The organism is Streptomyces aurantiacus, from assembly GCF_027107535.1.
In the GTDB taxonomy this organism is placed as follows: Bacteria; Actinomycetota; Actinomycetes; order Streptomycetales; family Streptomycetaceae; genus Streptomyces.
In genome coordinates this window covers 4400917-4419553 of sequence record NZ_CP114283.1, presented here as the reverse complement: position 1 = coordinate 4419553, position 18637 = coordinate 4400917, and the positions used below count along the sequence as shown (strand labels likewise).

Annotated in this window: 11 protein-coding genes; 2 read left to right on the top strand and 9 right to left on the bottom strand. The window is 69.0% G+C overall.

From position 1 onward, the window contains the following. Nucleotide 1: 1 nt before the first annotated feature. From O1Q96_RS21415 to eccD, 8 genes are all read right to left on the bottom strand, one after another. A complete protein-coding gene (locus O1Q96_RS21415) occupies nt 2–346 on the bottom strand; it encodes a hypothetical protein (protein ID WP_269249743.1) in 345 nt (114 codons plus the stop codon). 2 nt (nt 347–348) lie between these two features. Further along, nucleotides 349–846: a YbaB/EbfC family nucleoid-associated protein gene (locus tag O1Q96_RS21410; RefSeq protein WP_269249742.1), complete on the bottom strand. Its 498-nt coding sequence runs from the start codon at nt 844–846 to the stop codon at nt 349–351. Nucleotides 847–889: 43 nt separating this feature from the next. Next, nucleotides 890–4462 (bottom strand): AAWKG family protein, encoded by a 3573-nt coding sequence (locus O1Q96_RS21405; RefSeq protein ID WP_269249741.1) that lies wholly within the window; start codon nt 4460–4462, stop codon nt 890–892. A gap of 55 nt (nt 4463–4517) precedes the next feature. After that, on the bottom strand, nt 4518–4970 hold the full coding sequence (locus O1Q96_RS21400; RefSeq protein ID WP_269249740.1) for a type VII secretion system-associated protein: 453 nt from the start codon (nt 4968–4970) through the stop codon (nt 4518–4520). Between the two features lie 205 nt (nt 4971–5175). Continuing rightward, complete coding sequence (locus O1Q96_RS21395) at nt 5176–5496, bottom strand: WXG100 family type VII secretion target (protein ID WP_269249739.1); 321 nt, start codon at nt 5494–5496, stop codon at nt 5176–5178. Nucleotides 5497–5637: 141 nt separating this feature from the next. Next, nucleotides 5638–6009: a hypothetical protein gene (locus O1Q96_RS21390; protein ID WP_331276054.1), complete on the bottom strand. Its 372-nt coding sequence runs from the start codon at nt 6007–6009 to the stop codon at nt 5638–5640. Between the two features lie 384 nt (nt 6010–6393). Continuing rightward, the gene (gene eccB, locus O1Q96_RS21385) at nt 6394–7872 is read right to left on the bottom strand and encodes a type VII secretion protein EccB (protein WP_269249737.1); all 1479 of its coding nucleotides are present in this window, start codon (nt 7870–7872) and stop codon (nt 6394–6396) included. 18 nt (nt 7873–7890) lie between these two features. Continuing rightward, nucleotides 7891–9288, bottom strand: coding sequence for a type VII secretion integral membrane protein EccD (eccD, locus tag O1Q96_RS21380; protein WP_269249736.1), 1398 nt, complete (start codon nt 9286–9288; stop codon nt 7891–7893). Between the two features lie 348 nt (nt 9289–9636). Here eccD and eccCa point away from each other — a divergent pair, with 348 nt between their 5' ends. Next, nucleotides 9637–13620, top strand: a complete 3984-nt coding sequence (gene eccCa, locus O1Q96_RS21375) for a type VII secretion protein EccCa (protein WP_269253676.1) — start codon at nt 9637–9639, stop codon at nt 13618–13620. 239 nt (nt 13621–13859) lie between these two features. On the opposite strand, the gene O1Q96_RS21370 is transcribed toward eccCa, so the two are convergent. Beyond that, on the bottom strand, nt 13860–15107 hold the full coding sequence (locus tag O1Q96_RS21370) for a S8 family serine peptidase (RefSeq protein WP_269249735.1): 1248 nt from the start codon (nt 15105–15107) through the stop codon (nt 13860–13862). A gap of 122 nt (nt 15108–15229) precedes the next feature. On the opposite strand from O1Q96_RS21370, the gene O1Q96_RS21365 reads away from it, so the two are divergent. Further along, complete coding sequence (locus tag O1Q96_RS21365) at nt 15230–18565, top strand: right-handed parallel beta-helix repeat-containing protein (RefSeq protein WP_269249734.1); 3336 nt, start codon at nt 15230–15232, stop codon at nt 18563–18565. Nucleotides 18566–18637: the final 72 nt, after the last annotated feature.

Here is an 18637-nt window from a genome sequence, read left to right as displayed (position 1 = left end):
GCTAGCGCCGGTCCTCGCTCTCCGCGCCCTGGCCCTCTATGTCGTCCATTGCCTGGATCTGCGGACGCTGGACGTGGTCGGCCTCCTGGTTGACCACGTCCACCAGGGCCAGAAAGCCGCCGGTGATGGCGGCGACCGTATCTGTCACCCCCTGCTTCTCGGCGCGGCACTGAGGACCAACGGCGTCGGCGAAGTCGTCACCCCCCTCCTCACCCCACCAGCCCGAGGTCATCTGCCAGTTGTCCTCGAACCGGGGCCCCAGTTCCTCGGAGCCTCTCGCGGCGTCGTCGATGTGCTTGGAACTGGCCCGGATGTTGTAGACGTTCGCCGAGTACCTACTGGGCATCGCTACTCACCTTTCTGTCGCTTGTTCTCCGTGCCGCGGGCGGTGGGGGCGCCGGGTTCCTCTTCGTCCTCGTGGATCTCGTCACGGAGCCGGCTCATCGGCGTCGGCCCCTTCTCCACCGAGGTCTCGGCGAGCAGCGAACCGAAGATCGAGCTCCAGTCGACCCCCATCCGCTCCGGGGCCAGACCGCGGGAAGTCATCCTGGTGAGCGGGTCGAGCGTGGCGACGACCCGGCGGGCCATCTCGGCACGGGCCGCGTTCGCCGCTTCCAGTACCGAGGCGGCGAGCTGCGAGGCCGCCATGGAGCGGTACTTGCCGTCGAGGAACTCCAGGCTCGTCAGTTCCCCCTTGGCACCGACCGCCACCCGCACCGATCTGTCCGCCGAGCGCGCGGTCACCGACGCCGCGTTCAGCTCGACCTGTGCCTGAGCCACCGCTTCTTCGGTCGCCTTGAGGTGGGCCATCGCCTTGGCGACACGGTCGTCGATCGACTCACTCAATTCGGTCTCCTCACTGAACCTGCCGAACTCACTGGAGAATTGGTCATCGCCCGAGGGCTTGCGGTGCGCCGCCCTCGTCGGTGCCCCAGACGTCCTCGTCCTCCGCCAGCCAGGTGGTCCGCTCGCGGTCGTTGCTCTCCGTCTGCTGTCCGGACCCGCCCGCCCCGGGCATGCCTCCCATCGGCGGCATGAAGGGCGTGTTGCTGCTGCTGGTCTGCGTGGACCTCGGGACGACGCGGTGTTCCTCGTCCTCGACGGTCGTCGCGGTACCGGCCGCCCGGCCGGAGCGGCCGACACCGGGCTCGATGACGTTGCGGACCCGTTCGCCGGACGATCCCGATCCCGACTCGCCGGCGCCCCGCATCATCGGCATCATCGGCGCCCCCGAACCGCCCCCAGTCGTACCGTCGGAGGCGCCGGTCAGGGCACCGCTGCCCTGCGGGCGGCCCAGCGCGGACGACAGATCGTCCTGGTTGTAGAGGTTGTCGCTGAACACGGAGGAATACGCCGAGCCCGCGGAACCGGCGGAGCCCCCGACGCCCGGCTGCCCGAACGACGAGAGATCGGGCGGCTGCGGCAGATCGGCGACGCGCTGGCGGATCAGCTCGTCGATGTCCTTCTCGCCGGCTCCGATCCGGTCGTACTCGGCCTGGATGTCCCCCATGCGCTGGTCGTACTCGGACTTGGCATCCTTCCGCGCCTGCTCCGCGTCCGTACGCGCCTGTTCGCGGTCCTGCTGGGCGGCGGCCTTCTCCTCGTTGTAGGCGTCCTTGGCCTCCGCCTCGGCCCTGTCGGCCTGCTGGATTGCGTCCCGTTCGGCGGCGTCGATGTCGGCGATCCGGCGGTCGTACTCCTCGCGGGCCGTCTGCTCGTCGGTGCCGCCCGCCACCTCGCGGTCGTACTCCCGCCGTGCTTCCGCGCGTTCCTGTTCCGCCTGCTGCTGGGCCTGCTCCCGGTCTTCCCGGGCCTCGGCCTTCTGCTGCTCGTACTCCTGTCGCGCCTGTGTCTCCTGGCGGTCGGCCTGCTGCTCCGCGTCCGCGCGCTCCTGCCGGGCCTCGGACTTCTGCTGGTCGTAGTCGGCCTGCGCGTCGGCCTTGGCCTGCTCCGCCTCGAGCCGCGCCTGCTGCTTCTCCGTTACGGCCTCTTGCCGGGCCTGCTCCTGCTGGCGCTCCGCCTCGGCCTTCGCGTCGGTCTGCTCCGACTTCGCGGCTTCCTTCTCCTCGGTGGCTGCCGCCTGGGCTGCCTCCTTCTCCCGCTGGGCCTCGGCCTTGGCGGCTTCCTGCTCCTGCTTCGCCGCCGCCTTCTCCTCGGCCTGCTCCGCCTTCGCCGCTTCCTTCTCCTGCTCGGCGTCCGCCTTGGCGGCTTCCTGCTCCTGCTTCGCCGCCGCCTTCTCCTCGGCCTGCTCCGCCTTCGCCGCTTCCTTCTCCTGCTCGGCCTCGGCCTTGGCCGCCTCCTGCTCCTGCTTCGCCGCCGCCTTCTCCTCGGCCTGCTCCGCCTTCGCCGCTTCCTTCTCCTGCTCGGCCTCGGCCTTGGCCGCCTCCTGCTCCTGCTTCGCCGCCGCCTTCTCCTCGGCCTGCTCCGCCTTCGCCGCTTCCTTCTCCTGCTCGGCCTCGGCCTTGGCCGCCTCCTGCTCCTGCTTCGCCGCCGCCTTCTCCTCGGCCTGCTCCGCCTTGGCGGCGTCCTTCTCCTTCTTGGCGTCGGCCCGTTGCTGGTCCGCCTGGGCGACGGCGAACGCCTGCTGCTGTGCTGCCTGCTGCTTAGCTTCTTCCTGGGCCTGCTTGGCTTCGGCCCGGTCCTGCTCGTTCTGTGCCTTGGCCTCCTCCTTCTCCTTCTCGGCGTCCGCCTTGGCGGCTTCCTGTTCCTGCTTCGCGGCGGCCTTCTCCTGCTCCTGCTCGGCCTTGGCCGCTTCCTTCTCCTGCTGTGCCTCCTGCTTCTCCTTCTCCTGTTCGGCCTTCGCTTCGGCCTTCTCCTTCTCGGCCTCCTGCTTCTGCTTCTCCTGCTCCGCCTTGGCTTCTGTCTTTTCCTGCTCCTGCTCGGCCTTCGCCTCGTCCTTCTCCTTCCTCGCCTCTTCCTTCTCCTTCTCCCGCTCTGCCTTGGCCTCCGCCTTCTCCTTCTCGGCCAGAGCCTTGGCCTCGTCCTTCTCCTTCCTCGCCTCTTCCTTCTCCTTCTCCCGCTCTGCCTTGGCCTCCGCCTTCTCCTTCTCGGCCAGAGCCTTGGCCTCGTCCTTCTCCTTCCTCGCCTCCTGCTTCTCCTTCTCCCGTTCCGCCTTGGCCTCCGCCTTCTCCTTCTCGGCCAGAGCCTTGGCCTCCGCCGCGGCTTTCGCGGCGTCCTTCTTCTCCTTGTCTGCCTCCTCCGCCGCGGCTATCTCCGCGAGTCCCCGCTTGTCCTTGTCGGTGATGCTGGTGTCAAAAGCGTTCTGTGCCAGAGCGAACGCATCAGAGATAGCAACAATGGCATCGGCAGCCGCCGCGCCGAGGAATTTCTGGGCGGACTCCTCCCACCGACGCACGGCTTCTTCGCCGATCGCCTTCCACGTCGTCATGAGACCGGGGTCCCCGTAGGACTTGCCGTCGATATGAATGTCACCGGAGAAGCCGGGCAGCGCGACGAGCGTCAAAGCGCTGGATTCTGAAAAATAGGAGATTTCAATGTCCGACTTGTCGAACATCGTGTCGAACAGGCCCAGTCTTGCGTTCTGCAGCATGTCGTAGAGCCAACGCTGCGGATTACTCTCGGGCCGCCACGCGTTGTACGCCTGCGCCAGGTACTGCGCCTGGGTGTGGAGCACGTTCTGGGCCTGGGCCAGAGCGCGCGCGGGAGCGGAGGTCACCGTCGTACCGTCGAGGGTTACGTCCGCTCCTGCCTGGCCGTCGCCGTTGATCTGGTCGGCGTATCCCTCGTAGTTCCGTGCCAGTTTGTGGATGAGCCGCTTGAAGATGGCCGCCGACGTGCCGTCCCAGGCATCACTTCCCTCACCGATGTTCTCGGTGTCCCATTTGCCGACGGTGAGGGCGCTGTCCTCGAAGAACTTGACCACCCGGTCGAATGCCTTGGCCGCGTTCGTGAAGGAGGCCAGATCGACGTAGGCACCATCGGCGACGGACACGCCGCGGTTCGAGAAACCATGCGTGCTGTAAGGCCACGTGAGCAACTGATCCAGGGCCGCCTTGTAACCATAGAGGTACTGGACCAGATGGTTGGTGTCCCAGTCGAGTTTGTCCCCCTCCTTGTTCCAGCCTCCCTTGTCCTTCAGCTTGTCGCTCGTCTTCGAGTACCCGGGGATGATGTCGTCCCCGCTCGGCGGAGCGGCCGTGCTCGTCATCAGGAAGGTGATGTGCGCCCGGATCTGGGTCAGCGTGCTGCCCGCCGATCCGTCCTCGCTGTGGTAATACGGAATGGTGTAGTCGGTGTTCTTCGTGTGCCAGCCGCCCGAGCCGACGAATCCCGAGCTGTAGTACTGGCCCACGGTGTCCAGCCGGACGTGCATCATCGGGATGCCGTCGTTCCCCTTCAGATTCTCGAACAACTTGTCCCGCGGCGTCGTCATGACGTAGCCGGTGAGCATCTCGAGCGCGGCTTTCCAGTTGTCATCGTTGTTGTCTTTGGGGTCGGCCATCACCGTGCTCCGCGATGTCGTAGGAGAAAAGAGGGTGCTCGGTCCCGCCTGGGGCCTAATCCTCGTCCGACTCCTCCTCTTCGGGGGCGAGGCTGGAGTCGACGTCCTCGAAGATTTCCATGAACTCGTCGGCGACGATTTTCTCCAGGCTCTGTCCCTGGTTCTTGTTCAGCTTCTCGATCGTTTCCCACAGCGCCGCTTCGAGGTCTTCGAAGAGAACCGTCTGTTCGTCGATGATGCCGTCGAGCTCTGCCGCGGCTTTCTGGATGACCGAGTTCAACGCGTCCCCGCCGACCGCGGACTTTTCGCCGGCCATTCCGCCGAGAATGAGCGGCCTCGCGCTGTCGATCGTAGTGGTGGTCTTCTTGTTCGAGGCGATGGAACTGATGGCGGGCCCGTTGGTCACGTCGTTCTTGGCGATCGCTTCCAGGGTCTGCTGGAACGCCGTGATCTGCTCGTTGATGAACGTCTTCAGGAACTCGCTGTCAAGGACCGTGACTTTGGCCACGTCGTTCCCCGCCTTCTGGAAGAAATGGAGATCTGAGTTGTGCGGTCATGCGTCGGGCGCCGTCGGCCTCAACTGTCGCGGACCGGGGCGGCGTCGCCCGGAACAGCTGAGGCCGACGGCGCCCGGTCGTACTGTCGCCGTTCCCGCCCGGCCTTCCCCATGCCGTCGTGCACGAGGGAAGGCGGGAGACGGCCGTCTCGCGCGGTCAGCGACTGCCGATCCTGATGTCTCCCCACCGCTGCGAGAGGTTCTGCTCGGTGTACCGGTAGTTGGCGGAGATTTCGGTGAGCAGATTGGAATGCATGGCGAGAAGTTCCTTGATCTTCCCGACGGCGGTGTCCCACTTCGCCTGCACGTCGCTGTAGACGTCCCGGTCGTCACCGATCCAGCTGTTCCTGAGCTCGCTGAGCTCCATCTCCAGGTTCGCAATAATGCTCATGATGGATTGCGACTGGGTGACCATGTCATCGGCCGCACCCTCGGCGTGGTTGTAGTCGACATAGATATAGCCGTCCGAAAAGTCCATCAGAATCCTCGATTCGCCGCGAGAACCGCGAGTACGTGGTGTGTGCGGTGACGGTCAGTGGGCGTGACCGTGGCCGCTGAGCGGTGATTCCTTGAGTGCCATGCCGTTCTGACGCGCAGGCGCTGACGGAGCGCCGGACTGTCAGGCGGTGGGGTTGGTGCCGCCGGCGCCGTTCGGACCGGTGTTGAGCCCGTTGAGCTCGTCGAAGACGGCTGTGGAACGCGAATACTCCGTATCGATCGACTCGCTGGAGGAGCCCTGCACCAGGCCGTGTTCCTGGAGCGTGCCGTTGAGTTCGTCGACCATCCGGTCCAGGTTGATCAGGATGGTGTCGACGTGTCCGTCCCACTGCTCCAGCAGTGACTTGAACTTCCCACCGTCCGCGCCTCCGTAATTGGAGGAGAGATTGGTCGCGGTGCCCTGGACATCCTGCTGACACCGCTGAACTCCGGTGAATGCCTGCTCCAGCGCCATGATCCCATTGCGTGTCGCCTGCTCTTCGGACTGCTGCATGGCCATAAGAGAACTCCCTTTCGGCGAAATACACCGACCAGTGGGCCCCACACCACCTGTGGGCAGACAGGTTGGCCCTGCGGTCACACGCCGGTGCGCCGGGACATGGGGTGGCCAGATGCTATGCACGGCCCAAGTTGTTTGGCAATTGCCCTCACTTGGCCGTGGCAACTCGAACTCCCGGCCCTGAACGCTCGAATGAGCATTACTTCGGAATTCATGCCGCTCACCTGAGCGGCGAGATGATCCCGACCGGGCAGACCGGGCATTAACCCCCTCTCACAGCACCGCCGGAGAGCCGACCTGAACATCCGGTGACCGCGGAGAATCCAAAAGTTTCCCTGCCGGAGGAACCGCCGCCACATTGCGACTTGTTCCCTCCCGCTATTCCTTCGGGCACCGAAGTGTCACCCGCGCCTCCCCCGAAGAGGCCGCCTCCGGTGTGAGGTCCGGACCGCTCGGCAACATGGCGAGCATCGGCGCAGGCATGGTCCGTTCCTCGACGCCCTCGTACCCCAGCGCCTTGAGGCCTTCCTCGGACAGCAGCCGGTACTTCACACCCTCGTCCGTCACGAGGTACGTGGTGTCGCCCAGTGCGCTGCCGCTCGCGCTCAACGCCCTGACCAGGGCGCCCTTTCCGGCTCGTACAGCGATGACGTCGACCCTCAGACAGCCCGGTACGACGTCGGGAGCCGGCGGCTGCACGGCCTGGGGCAGCGCGCTCTCCGGCAGTACCGACGCGCCCACGCTGACGCGGCCCTCCGCGGAGTCCACGTCGGCGCACGCGACCGACTCGGCAGGCACCTCGACCGCCTTCGGTGGCTTCTCGGGCAGCTGCGCCGGGTTCACCCGGGATGCCGCGGCCCGCGGAGCCAGATGCTCCGTCAGCGAGTCGGCCCCGAGCGTCGCCACCGTCGCGGCGGCTCCCCCGTAGGCCTTCGCACGGGTCTCCGGATCCCCCAACAGAAGGGCCGCACCGGTGGCCGTGAGCGGTACGAGGCCCTCACGCGTGAGGAGGTGGTACCGGGCGTCGGAACCCGGCACGTCAACGCGGAAGAGCTGGCCGATCCGCGTGCTCCGGCCGCCCAGAGAAGGCCCGTCCGCTCCCCTGCCCGGCACGTCGGAAGGAGACAGATCCGGTCCCAGGGGGAAGGCGTCGAGGAACGCCGCCGAGGCGGGGCGCGGTGTGATGCTGCCGTATCCCAGCGCTTCGGCCGCGTTCGCCCGCTTGTCCAGGCGCAGCCGGCTGCCCTGCCACAACAGATACGCGGTGTCACCGGGACCGGCCACGACCAGCCCGTCCGCCTGTCCCAACTCCCTTCCGCCCGGCACGTCCTGGGGTTCGTCCGTGCCGAGAGCGAGCGTCGTGGTCGTCGTGACGACCCCGGTCGTCCGCTGACGGAGGCCGGAACACACCAGCCAAGGCTTGCTGTCCAGGTCACCGGTGCCCGGCAGCGCTTCGGGGCCGTCCGGGATGCCGATGGGCGCGCCGTGCGGGGTGCCCGCGAGCGAGGAGGTGCCCACCGTCGTGACGCCCAGTCCGCCGCCGGCTATCAGCTGGGCCGACGCGTAGTTGCGCACCGGGCGCAGCCTTCCGTCCAGATACAGGTAGCGCGCGCCCGTCTGCTTGTCGACGATCAGGTTCTCCCCCGAACGCCACGAGTCGTTGCCGCCGGGCTTGATGAGCCCGAAGACGAAGGCTCCGGCGCACACCAGCACCGCGATGATCACCCCTATCGCGGCGCCGCGGTTGGTCCGGCCCAGTGGGCTCTCAGGATCGTCGGGCTCGGCGCGCAGCATGGCCGAGGCCAGCCTTCCCATGACGAAGAGATGCGCCTGTACTTGGTCCCGTTTGCTGTGCATGGTCGCCGTCCTCCCGGATCAGCCGTTGATGCCGCGGAGCAGGCCGTAGACACCCATGGACCAGAGCATCAGTGGCAGCATGCTGATGGCGGCGAGCGAGTGGAGCAGCTCGGCCGCGCGGCCCCAGTAGGGCACGAGCCGCCGCCCCGGCACGGTCCAGGAGGCGATCGTGATCACGGCTGTCAGGCCCATCAGACCGGCTGTCAGGGTCAGTCGGTCCACGGGGTCCAGGGAGCGTGCGGTCACGAACAGGAGCAGGGCCGCGCCCCATGCTCCGGCGGTGGTCAGTGCCAGGCGCTGCAGGACGTTGCCCAGTCCCCTGCTGTGGAGGAGCAGAAGGAGCGACAGGGCCACGACGGTGAGGATCTCGGCGAGGCCCGGCTCGGCCACGAGCGCCGCCAGGCACGGCAGGCAGACCAGGCCGATGGCTCCGTAGAAGGCGGTCATCCAGCCGTCGGCCAGCATGGCGCGGGCTTCGACATCCGAGGACGAGTACGGGTCGATGCCCTGCTGCAACTGCTGGACGTTGGTGGGCAGCGGCGGCATCCGCATGCCGGAGAGCCTGAACGACAGGGAGGGGACGAAGCCGCCGAACAGCACCACCACGACGGCGACGACGCTGGCCGCCTGTTCCGGCGTCAGGTCCAGGGTGATCAGGGTGGCGCCGAGCGCCCCCGCCACGGCGACCGAGGCCGCACCCATGAACAGCGCGGGGTAGACGCCCACCGCCGCCAACGCGAGCACCGCTCCTCCGCCACCGGCTGCCGAGGCGGCCAACAGCCGTGCGCCCAGGACGGCTTCGCCCTCGGCACCGCCCAGTTCCCCGCCGGGCAACAGCCAGCCCGCCAGCGCGAAGTACGGAGCCGCCATGAGGCCGAGCACCGAACCCGCCCCGGAGTCGCCGACGGCGCGGGCGGCCGAGCCCGCCCCGGCGAGCAGGAGCAACCCGACGGCAGCCGCCGCCAACGCCCGTAGCCAACCGGCCGATCCGGGCATGGCCAGCAGTACGAGGCCCAGCGTGAGTGTGGCCGCGGCCAGGCCCCGCAGCAGGCGTCGGCCGGCCTCCGCGTTCCAACCGTGCGGCCGCTGCTGCATGGTGGTGGAAATACCGTCGACCAGGTCGTCGAGGTGGACCTCGGGCAGCGCCTCGGCGCGGGGTCGCAGATAAAGGTCCTCACCGTCCCGCAGACCGAGGGAGTCCAAGGTACTCTCGGGATCGAGCGGCGGGCCGCCGAGGCGTTGGAGCACCCAACCACCGTGTTCCAGGCCGGATTCCTCCAGGTCATCGCCTCCGTAACTGATCACTGTGGGCAGCAGATCGGCAACGGGGACGTCGGAGGGCACGGCCAGGTCGACGGTCCTGGCCGGGGCACGTACGGTGACGCGGCACAGGCTTGCCACCTGAATTTCAGTCATGGGCTTCGGATTCACACTTTCTTGCAGGCCACGGAACTCACGGTGGCTGGAAGGTGGAAACGGCACGCCGGCCGGTTCGCTGAACGTGACGGGAAGTCGAGCGCGGCTCGCGCCGACGAGTTTGACGGTAAGCCCGGCACTTTCGCAACACCACTGAGAATTCAGCGTTCCACGACATCCCTGCGCAAACCCTGCAGCCACTGCGGGACTTCGATTCATTCCCCCCGTGAGACATCTCGCTTTCGCTTCGTCGCCTTCTAGGCGAATCCCACGGAAGCGTCAACCGGACAGCCCCGTGCCGTTGCCACGGAGTTTTTCCGATACCACTGAGGAGGCCATTCGTTGAGCGTGATCCTGTTCCGCAGGCCGGCACGCCGCAAGGGACCGGAATTGCCGTCGGGAGACCTGAGCCTTCAGGAACCGCCGACCCTTCCGGAAGTCGTGCCGGACAGTTCCGCGGTATGGACATACTTGCCGATGGCGCTGATGTCCGTCTCAATGATGCTGATGTTCATGCGGCCGGGAATGAGCAGGTCCAGCGGCGGGTTCATCTATATCGCGCTCGGTGTGATGGTGATCGCGTCCGCGGGGATGATGCTCGGGCAGGTCATGCGCCGCAACAGCGAGCGCAAACAGCGGCTGAAGGGCGAACGCCGCGACTATCTGCGCTATCTGCGGCAGACACGGCGCAAGGTGCGGGCCTCCGTCGTTGATCAGCAACTCGCCCTCGCCTGGCGCCATCCCGAGCCCGACGCGCTGTCCTCCTTCGTGCGCAGCACCCGGCTGTGGGAGCGCAGGCCCTCCGACGAGGACTTCGCGGAGGTCCGCATCGGCATCGGCGACCAGCGTCTGGCGATGAAGCTGACCCCGCTGTCGACCAAGCCCGTCGAGGACCTCGAACCGCTGTCCGCGCACGCGCTGCGCAGCTTCACCAAGGCCTACTCGACCGTGCGCGACCAGCCCATCGCGATCTATCTGCGGGCCTGGTCGAAAGTGCTGTTCCGCGGCGACGAGGAGCGGACACGGGGTCTGGTCCGCGCTCTGCTCGGCCAGTTGGCTGTCTTCCACTCCCCCGACGACCTGTGGATCGCCCTGTGCGTGTCGGACGAGCGGCGGGCGGAGTGGGAGTGGGCGAAGTGGCTCCCGCACAACCTCCACCGGCACGAGGAGGACGGCGCGGGACCGGCCCGGATGATCACCTCGGCCTTCAGTGAGCTGGAGAACCTGCTCGGCGCCGAGTTCCAGGAACGCCCGGGCGCCGACCCCGACGCCGTGCCAGGGCGGGAGGAGCCGTACACGGTCGTCGTGATCGACGGCTGCACCGTGCCCGCGGGTCACCGTTTCGACGGGCACGGCTTTCGCAACGTCGTCGTGCTCGACCTCACGGGGTCGCTCGCCTGGAAGCCGGGGCGCACCACTCTGCGGCTGGAGGTGGACGAGGACAGTGTCGCGTTGGTGCGGACCGACCGCGACCGCAAGGAGCAGTCGACGGCCCTCGGCAGGCCCGACCGGTTCGGGCCGGTGGGAGCGCTGGCACTCGCCCGGCTGCTGGCGCCCTACCGGATGACCATGGGCGGCGACGACTCCAAGCCGTTGGCCAACGACGTCGAGCTCACCACGCTTCTGAACATTCCCGATCTGCACCGGCACGAGCCGGCCACGCTCTGGCAGCGGTACACCGGCAGTGCACGGCTTCGGGTGCCCATCGCGGTCAGCGGCGAGGGCAGGCCCGTGGAACTGGACATCAAGGAGTCCGCGCAGGGCGGCACGGGACCGCACGGCATGCTCATCGGCGCCACCGGATCCGGCAAGAGCGAGCTGCTGCGCACGCTCGTCCTCTCCCTCGCCCTCACCAACTCCTCCGAGACGCTCAACTTCATCCTTGTCGACTTCAAGGGCGGCGCCACCTTCCTCGGCCTCGACGAGCTGCCGCACACATCCGCTGTCATCACCAACCTCGCCGACGAGGTGGCGCTGGTCGCGCGCATGCAGGACGCGCTGCACGGCGAGTTGATACGCCGTCAGGAGCTGCTCCGGGCCGCGGGGAACTACACCTCCGCCCTGGAGTACGAGAAGGCGCGGCAGTCCGGCGTGCCGTTGCAGCCGCTGCCCAGCCTGTTCGTCGTGGTCGACGAGTTCAGTGAACTCCTGTCCGCGCACCGGGACTTCATGGAGCTGTTCGTCATGATCGGGCGGCTCGGCCGCTCGCTCGGGGTGCATCTGCTGCTCGCCTCGCAGCGGCTCGACGAGGGCCGTATGCACCAGCTGGAGAGTCATCTCTCGTACCGGATCGGCCTGCGGACGTTCTCCGCGATGGAGAGCCGCGGTGTGCTGGGCGTGCCGGACGCCTACGAGCTGCCCGCGCAGCCGGGCGCCGGCTTCCTCAAGAGCGGGGTCGACGCGCTGACCCGGTTCCGTGCCGCGTACGTGTCGGGCCCGTACCAGCGGCGCCGCGCCGTCGTCCGAGCGCAGGTGGCACGCCAGGTGGTGCCGTGGACGGCGGAGTGGGTGGTGCCGCGTGCGCCGGCGGACCCGGACCTCACGGGCGAGGGCGGCGAGGAGGAGCCGGAGGCGGAGGGCGCCGACGAGGAGAACGGCGAGACGCTGCTGTCCGTGGCGCTCGACCGGCTGCGCGACTCGGGTCCGCCCGCCCACCAGGTGTGGCTGCCGCCGCTGAGCATGCCGGCGACCCTGGATCAAATCCTGCCTCCGCTCGCGCCCGATCCGCGGTACGGCCTCACCACGGCCGACTGGCCGCTGCGGGGCAAACTCACCGTCCCTGTGGGCATCGTCGACCGGCCCTTCGACCAGCTCCGTGATCTGTTGACGGTGGACCTGTCGGCGGCCGGCGGCCATGTGGCCATCGCGGGCGGCCCGCAGAGCGGAAAGAGCACTCTGCTGCGGACCCTCATCACCGCGCTCGCCCTCACCCACACACCACGCGAGGTGCAGTTCTACTGCCTGGACTTCGGTGGCGGCACACTGGCCGCGCTCGACGGGCTGCCCCATGTGAGCGGGGTCGCGGCCCGCGTGGACACGGAACGGGTGGGCCGGGTGATCGCCGAGGTCAGCACGCTGCTCAGCAAGCGGGAGCGGTTCTTCCTCGAGCATGGCATCGACTCCATGCCCACGTACCGCAAGCGGCGTGCCGCGGGTGAGTTTCCCGACGAACCGCACGGCGACGTCTTCCTGGTCATCGACGGCTGGTCCACCGTGCGGCAGGACTTCGACCGGCACATTCCCACCTTCAACGCGCTGGCTGCCCGCGGACTCAACTACGGCGTCCACTTGTTGATCACCACGGCTCGGTGGGTGGAACTGTCGTCCTCCGTGCGCGACCAGACCGGCACCCGACTGGAACTGCGGATGGGTGACCCGATGGACTCCCAGATCGACTCCCGCAAGGCGGCGTCGATCCCCCGCAGCCCGGGGCGGGGACTGACCTCCGACAAGCTGCACTATCTGTCGGCGCTGCCGCGCGTGGACGGGGTCGAGGACACCGACGACCTCGCTGACGGTGTCGCCGGTCTCGTCGCCGCGATCAGTGAGAACTGGACGGGCCCGGCCGCGCCCCGGGTACGGATGCTGCCGACGAACCTGCCCGTCGGTGAACTGCCCGAGCCGGAGGGCGACCTCGGTCTGCGGATCGCGATCGGTCTGGACGAGAACGAACTCGCCCCGGTGTGGCACGACTTCTCCGAGAACCCCCACATGATCGTGGTGGGAGACACCGAGTGCGGCAAGACGAACCTGCTGCGACTGATCGCCAAGGGCATCACCGAGCGGTACACCCCTGCAGAGGCCCGCATCATGACGGTGGACTACCGGCGTGAGCTGGTGGAGAGCGTTCCCGAGCCGTACCGGCTCGGTCACGCCGTGTCCCTGGACATGCTCAAGGATCTCGTGGACGGGGCGGCCAGGGCGGTCAGGCAGCGGGTCCCGGGAGAGGACATCGCCCCGTCGCGGATGCGGCTGTGCGACTGGTGGCAGGGGCCGCGGCTCTTCATCCTGGTCGACGACTACGACATGGTCGGCAGCAGCGCCATGGCGCAGCCGTTCGCTCCGCTGCTCGACCATCTCGCGCTCGGCCACGAGGTGGGTCTGCATCTGATCGTGGCTCGCTCGTCCGCCGGTGCCGGGCGCGGCCTCAACGAGGCGCTGCTGCGCAGGCTCCAGGAGGTCAACACGCCCGGCCTGCTGATGTCCTGCCCGCCGAGCGAGGGGTATCTCTTCGGCAGTGTGAAGGGGCGGGAGCTGATTCCCGGCCGGGCGGTGCGGATCGCTCGCCGCAAGACCCTGCAGGTTCAGCTCGCGCGGCTGGAGGAGGGCTGATGTCCGGCCTCGCCGTTGAAGGAGTGCTGAGGGGCCGTGATTCGCCGTGGGTGGGTGGGGGCTGGTCGCGCTGTTCCCCGCGCCCCCGCAGGGCGCACGGCGCCCCGCCGGAGGCGCGCGCGGCCGCACTCAACCGGCACGGCACCATCGGCCGCTGTAGGACGGACCGCGGCCCGTCAGGGGCGCGGGGAACTGCGCGACCGGCCACAGGCGACCCGCACAGGACCACCCGCCGTTGCCTACCCCTGCCCGGCGGACGGGGCGGACGCGTCGTCCGCCCCGCGGCCCGGCGGGAGCCAGTTCCGGGCGCGGCCGCGGGGAATCACCACGGCCATTGCGCCCACCAGCAGGACGACCGCCAGCCCACCGGCGGCGATCGCCAGGGCCCGGTTCCGGGGACCGGGATCGGCGGGCTCCGGAAAGTCCGCCGGGACGGGCTTCGCGGCCGCCACCCGCTCGTCCTGGTCCCGGATCACGGACAGGGCGGCGTAGGGGTCGAGCCGGGGCGTGTCCGACGGATAGGCGGTGTCGAGCAGTTGCCGGGACACCTCCGCTGCGGACAACTCGGGCTCGTAGGCCCGTACGAGCGCGGCGGCCCCCGCTGTGCCGGCGGCGGCCAGCGAGGCTCCGGAGCCGATGTAGTGGCCGGGGCCCCGCGGGCCGACGCTGACCATGGAGCTGCCGGGCGCCGACAGGTCGGGCTCATGGGCGGGCGGAGCCTTCTGCTGACGTACGCCGCCGGGCCCGAAGTCCACGACGGACAGCACGCCCGGCGCGGCGGCCGGCCAGTACGGCCCCAGCGGCATCTCACCGCCGGGCCCGAGCTCCTCGCGGGGCACGGCGTCCGGTGCGGCGGGGGCGACGACGAGCGCGTCACGCTCAGCGGCATAGGCGGCGGCCGCGGTGAGCTCCGTCTTCCCGGTGCGCAGGGCGTGGCCGACGTAGACGACCCGTGCGCCCCGGTCGGCCGCTGTGCGTATGCCGAGCGCGACGCGTTCCGCAGTGGGCACGCCGCGGTCGTCGGTTCCGCGCAGGGCGATGATCTCGGCCTCAGGGGCGATGCCCGTGATGCCGCTGCCCTTTTCCGGGGCGGCGGCGATGAGACCCGCCGCGAAGGTGCCGTGCCCCACGCAGTCCTCGCCCGCCCCGTCGACGGCGGTCACCCGCCCGGCCAGGCTGCGGACTGCAGAGGCGACTCCGGTGTCGACCACCGCGACGGTCACGCCGTCCCCCCGGGAGATCCGCTGGGCGCGCGGCAGTCCGAGGGCCGTCTGCGACCACGCCGCCCCGGTGGCCGTCCGGTCCGAGGCCCCGGTGCACGCGCTGTCCTCGCCGAGACGGACGGGCAGCGGAGGCAGCAGCGTCGTGCCCGGGTCGTCGGCGTCGGGCGCGGCCGACGACCCGCCGTAGGCGGCGAAGGCGGGCCCGCACGTCACCAGCAGGACGACGGCAACGCCCGGCACAAGGCTCGCATACCTGCGTTTCATGGCATTTCGCATAAGACGCATGATATGCACATGACATGCTCGAACGCACGCGCAGGGCGCAGCCAACGCCTACAGGCCGCGGCAGAGCCAAAGACGGGTCCACACAAGGAGGTTCGAGGCGCGTGGCACGGCAAATACTCACGGTCTGCCCGGAACGGTCGGACAGCTTCCAGACGATCGGTGAGGCGCTGGCCCAGGCACGCACCGGAGCGGTGATCCGCGTACGCCCCGGGCGCTACCCCGAGAATCTCGACATCAGGAACCGGGTGACGATCGTCGCCGAGGGCGAACCGGGAGCCGTCGAGATCTGCCCCCGCGCCGGCAGCGCCGTCAGCCTCATGGCCGACGCCGTGATGCTCAGCGGGCTCACCCTGCGCGGACGCGACAAGGAGATGGCGGTCGTGGACGTACCGACCGGACAGGCCGCACTCGACGGGTGCTCCGTGACCGGCGCGGGCTGGACGGCCCTACTGGTCCGCGGCAAGGGCTCACTGGCCGCCCGCAACTGTCGGATCAGCAACCCCGGCGGCGCCGGGTTCGTCGACTCCTCGGAGACCGAAAGCGTCATCGAGGACTGCGTGTTCGAGAACTTCGGCACCTCCGCGGTGGTCCTCGGCGAAACCGCGAGACCCCTCGTCCGCGACTGCCGGATACGCGGCGCGCGCGCCAACGGCATCCTCGCGAGCGGTGAGGCCCGCGGCACGGTCGACGGCTGCGACATCTCCGGCACCGACAAGCCCGCCATCGCCCTGGAGGGCCACAGCTCGACCCGCGTCCTGCGGTCCACCGTCCACCACACCTCGGTGGGCCTGCTCGTGACCAGCGTCTCCCGCCCCGAGGTCGAGGAGACCACGTTCGAGTCCATCGCCCAGAGCGCCATCATCATCTCCGGCGGCGCCGACCCGTTTCTGAGCCGCTGCGTCACCCGGCGCACCAAGAACAGCGGCCTGCTCGTCCTCGACCGCTCCCGCGGAACCCTGGAGGGCTGCGAGTTCCACACCTCGACGGAAGCCGCCATCAGAGTCGTCGAGGGCAGTGCGCCGATGCTGCGCGACACGGTGGTGAGCGACTGCGCCGACACCTCCGGAGCGGTGCTGCTGACCGACGACTCCACGGCCGAGTTCGACCGCCTCGACGTACGGGACGCCGCTGGGGTCGGCATCTCCGTACGCTCCTCCGCCAACCCCCTGCTGCGTCGCGCCAGGGTCACCGGAGCCGGCAGCCACGGCATCGCGATCACCGACGACGGGCGCGGCCGCCTGGAACACTGCGAGATCGAGTCGGCGGGCGGCTGCGCACTGAGCATCGACGACGACTCCGACCCGGAAGTCAGTGACACCGTCATGCGTTCCACCGCTCGCTCAGGTGTCGTCATCGGGGAGCGCGGACGAGGGACTTTGCGGGACTGCGAGATCAGCGACAGCGCCGACGCCGGTGTGAGCGTGCACGACGGCGCGGAGGTCGCACTGGACCGGGTCAGGGTCAGCGGCTCGAAGGCCCACGGGATCCAGGTGTCCCGTGGCGGCCGGGCCTCGCTCACCGCCTGCGAGGTCACCGACAGTACGGGCGACGGCATACGAGTCGACAGCGCCGAGCCGGTCCACGTCACACGGTGCGTGGTACGCGACAACCGCGGAGCGGGACTGCGGCAGAGCCGCTCCGGCGACCGGCTCTCGGTCGAATTGCTGACCAGCGCGGACAACGGCCTCGCCGACAGCTGGGGGGAGAACGCCGAGGCGGCGGACGGACACGGAGCCGCGGACGAGTCCGCGAAGGGCACTGAACCGGAGGGCCCGCTGGCCAAGTTGGAGGCACTCATCGGCCTGGACAACGTCAAGCACCAGGTGAGCACGCTCGTCAACCTCAACCAGCTCGCGGAACGCCGCCGCCGGCTCGGCATGCCGGTCCCCTCGATGAGCCGGCATCTCATCTTCGCCGGACCACCCGGCACCGGAAAGACCACCGTGGCCCGGCTGTACGGCAGCATCCTCGCGGACCTGGGCGTACTGCGCAGCGGCCATCTGGTCGAGGTCGCCCGCGCCGACCTGGTCGCCCAGATCATCGGCGGCACGGCCATCAAGACCACCGAAGCCTTCAACAGCGCGCTGGGAGGCGTGCTGTTCATCGACGAGGCCTACACCCTCACCCCCGAGGGAGGCGCCTCCAACGACTTCGGACGCGAGGCCGTCGACACCCTCCTCAAGCTCATGGAGGACCACCGCGACGACGTGGTCGTGGTGGCGGCCGGATACTCCGAGCAGATGGAGTCGTTCCTGTCCGCCAACCCGGGCCTCGCCTCCCGGTTCACCCGCACCATCGCGTTCGACAACTACGCGGTGGACGAGTTGGTGACCATCACCGAGAGCATGTGTCTGCAGCACCAGTTCGAGCTCGGGCCGCTGACCCGGGAAGCACTGGCCGTACGCTTCGAACAGATGACACGCGACGCGTCCTTCGGCAACGGCCGGGCCGCCCGCGCGGTGTTCGAGGACATGGTGGACCGGCAGGCGTTCCGGCTCGCGTCGATGCCGGACCCGGGCGAGAACGATCTGACGCTGCTGCTGCCGCAGGACGTCGGGGACGCCGAGGCGGAGACCGTCGGCGGAACACCGCGCGACGCGGGCGACGCGGCCGACCCGATGGCCGAGCTCGAGGCCATGGTGGGACTCGGGGCCGTCAAACGGGAGGTCGCAGATCTGGTGAGTCTGCTGTCCAACGCGCGGCAGCGGATCTCGGCGGGGCTGCCCTCCCCCAGGATCAGCAACCATCTGGTCTTCACGGGACCACCCGGCACCGGCAAGACCACCGTGGCCCGTCTGTACGCCCAACTCCTGCACTCGCTGGGGGTACTGCCCCGCGCCACGCTGGTGGAGGTGGCCCGGGCCGACCTGGTGGGCCAGTACATCGGGCACACCGCACAACGCACAAAGGAGGTCTTCACCAGTGCGCTGGGGGGCGTGCTGTTCATCGACGAGGCCTACACCCTCACCCCCGAGGGATCCTCCAACGACTTCGGACGCGAGGCCGTCGACACCCTCCTCAAGCTCATGGAGGACCATCGCGACGACGTCGTGGTCATCGTCGCCGGGTACACCGAGGAGATGGAACGCTTCCTGGCATCCAACCCCGGCCTGTCATCCCGGTTCTCCAAACACGTCGGGTTCGAGGACTACAGCACGGAGGAACTGGTCACCATCGTCTCCCGGCACGCCGTCACGTCCGGTTACGAGTGCGGCGCCGACACCCTCGCGGCCCTGCGCACGCATGTGGACGCGATCCCCCGGGACCGTTCCTTCGGCAACGCCCGGCTCGCCCGCCAGTTGCTGGAGACCATGATGACCAGTCAGGCACGTCGGCTGGGCGGGCTTGCCTCGCCCAGCCTCGCCGACCTCACCACCCTGCTCCCCGAGGATCTGCCCACCGGGAACCGTCCCGTGCGGCACCAAGCCACCCTCTGAAGACGGAGAGCACCCGCCGGAGAGTCGCTCTCCGGCGGGCGCTTTCTCACTGTCGGCTTCTCGCTGCCGGTC

Coding starts and splice junctions, on each gene's coding strand:
- O1Q96_RS21405 (WP_269249741.1), bottom strand. CDS start 4,462: ATGGCCGACCCCAAAGACAACAACGATGACAACTGGAAAGCCGCGCTC.
- O1Q96_RS21370 (WP_269249735.1), bottom strand. CDS start 15,107: ATGAAACGCAGGTATGCGAGCCTTGTGCCGGGCGTTGCCGTCGTCCTG.
- eccD (WP_269249736.1), bottom strand. CDS start 9,288: ATGACTGAAATTCAGGTGGCAAGCCTGTGCCGCGTCACCGTACGTGCC.
- eccB (WP_269249737.1), bottom strand. CDS start 7,872: ATGCACAGCAAACGGGACCAAGTACAGGCGCATCTCTTCGTCATGGGA.
- O1Q96_RS21390 (WP_331276054.1), bottom strand. CDS start 6,009: ATGCAGCAGTCCGAAGAGCAGGCGACACGCAATGGGATCATGGCGCTG.
- O1Q96_RS21395 (WP_269249739.1), bottom strand. CDS start 5,496: ATGGACTTTTCGGACGGCTATATCTATGTCGACTACAACCACGCCGAG.
- O1Q96_RS21415 (WP_269249743.1), bottom strand. CDS start 346: ATGCCCAGTAGGTACTCGGCGAACGTCTACAACATCCGGGCCAGTTCC.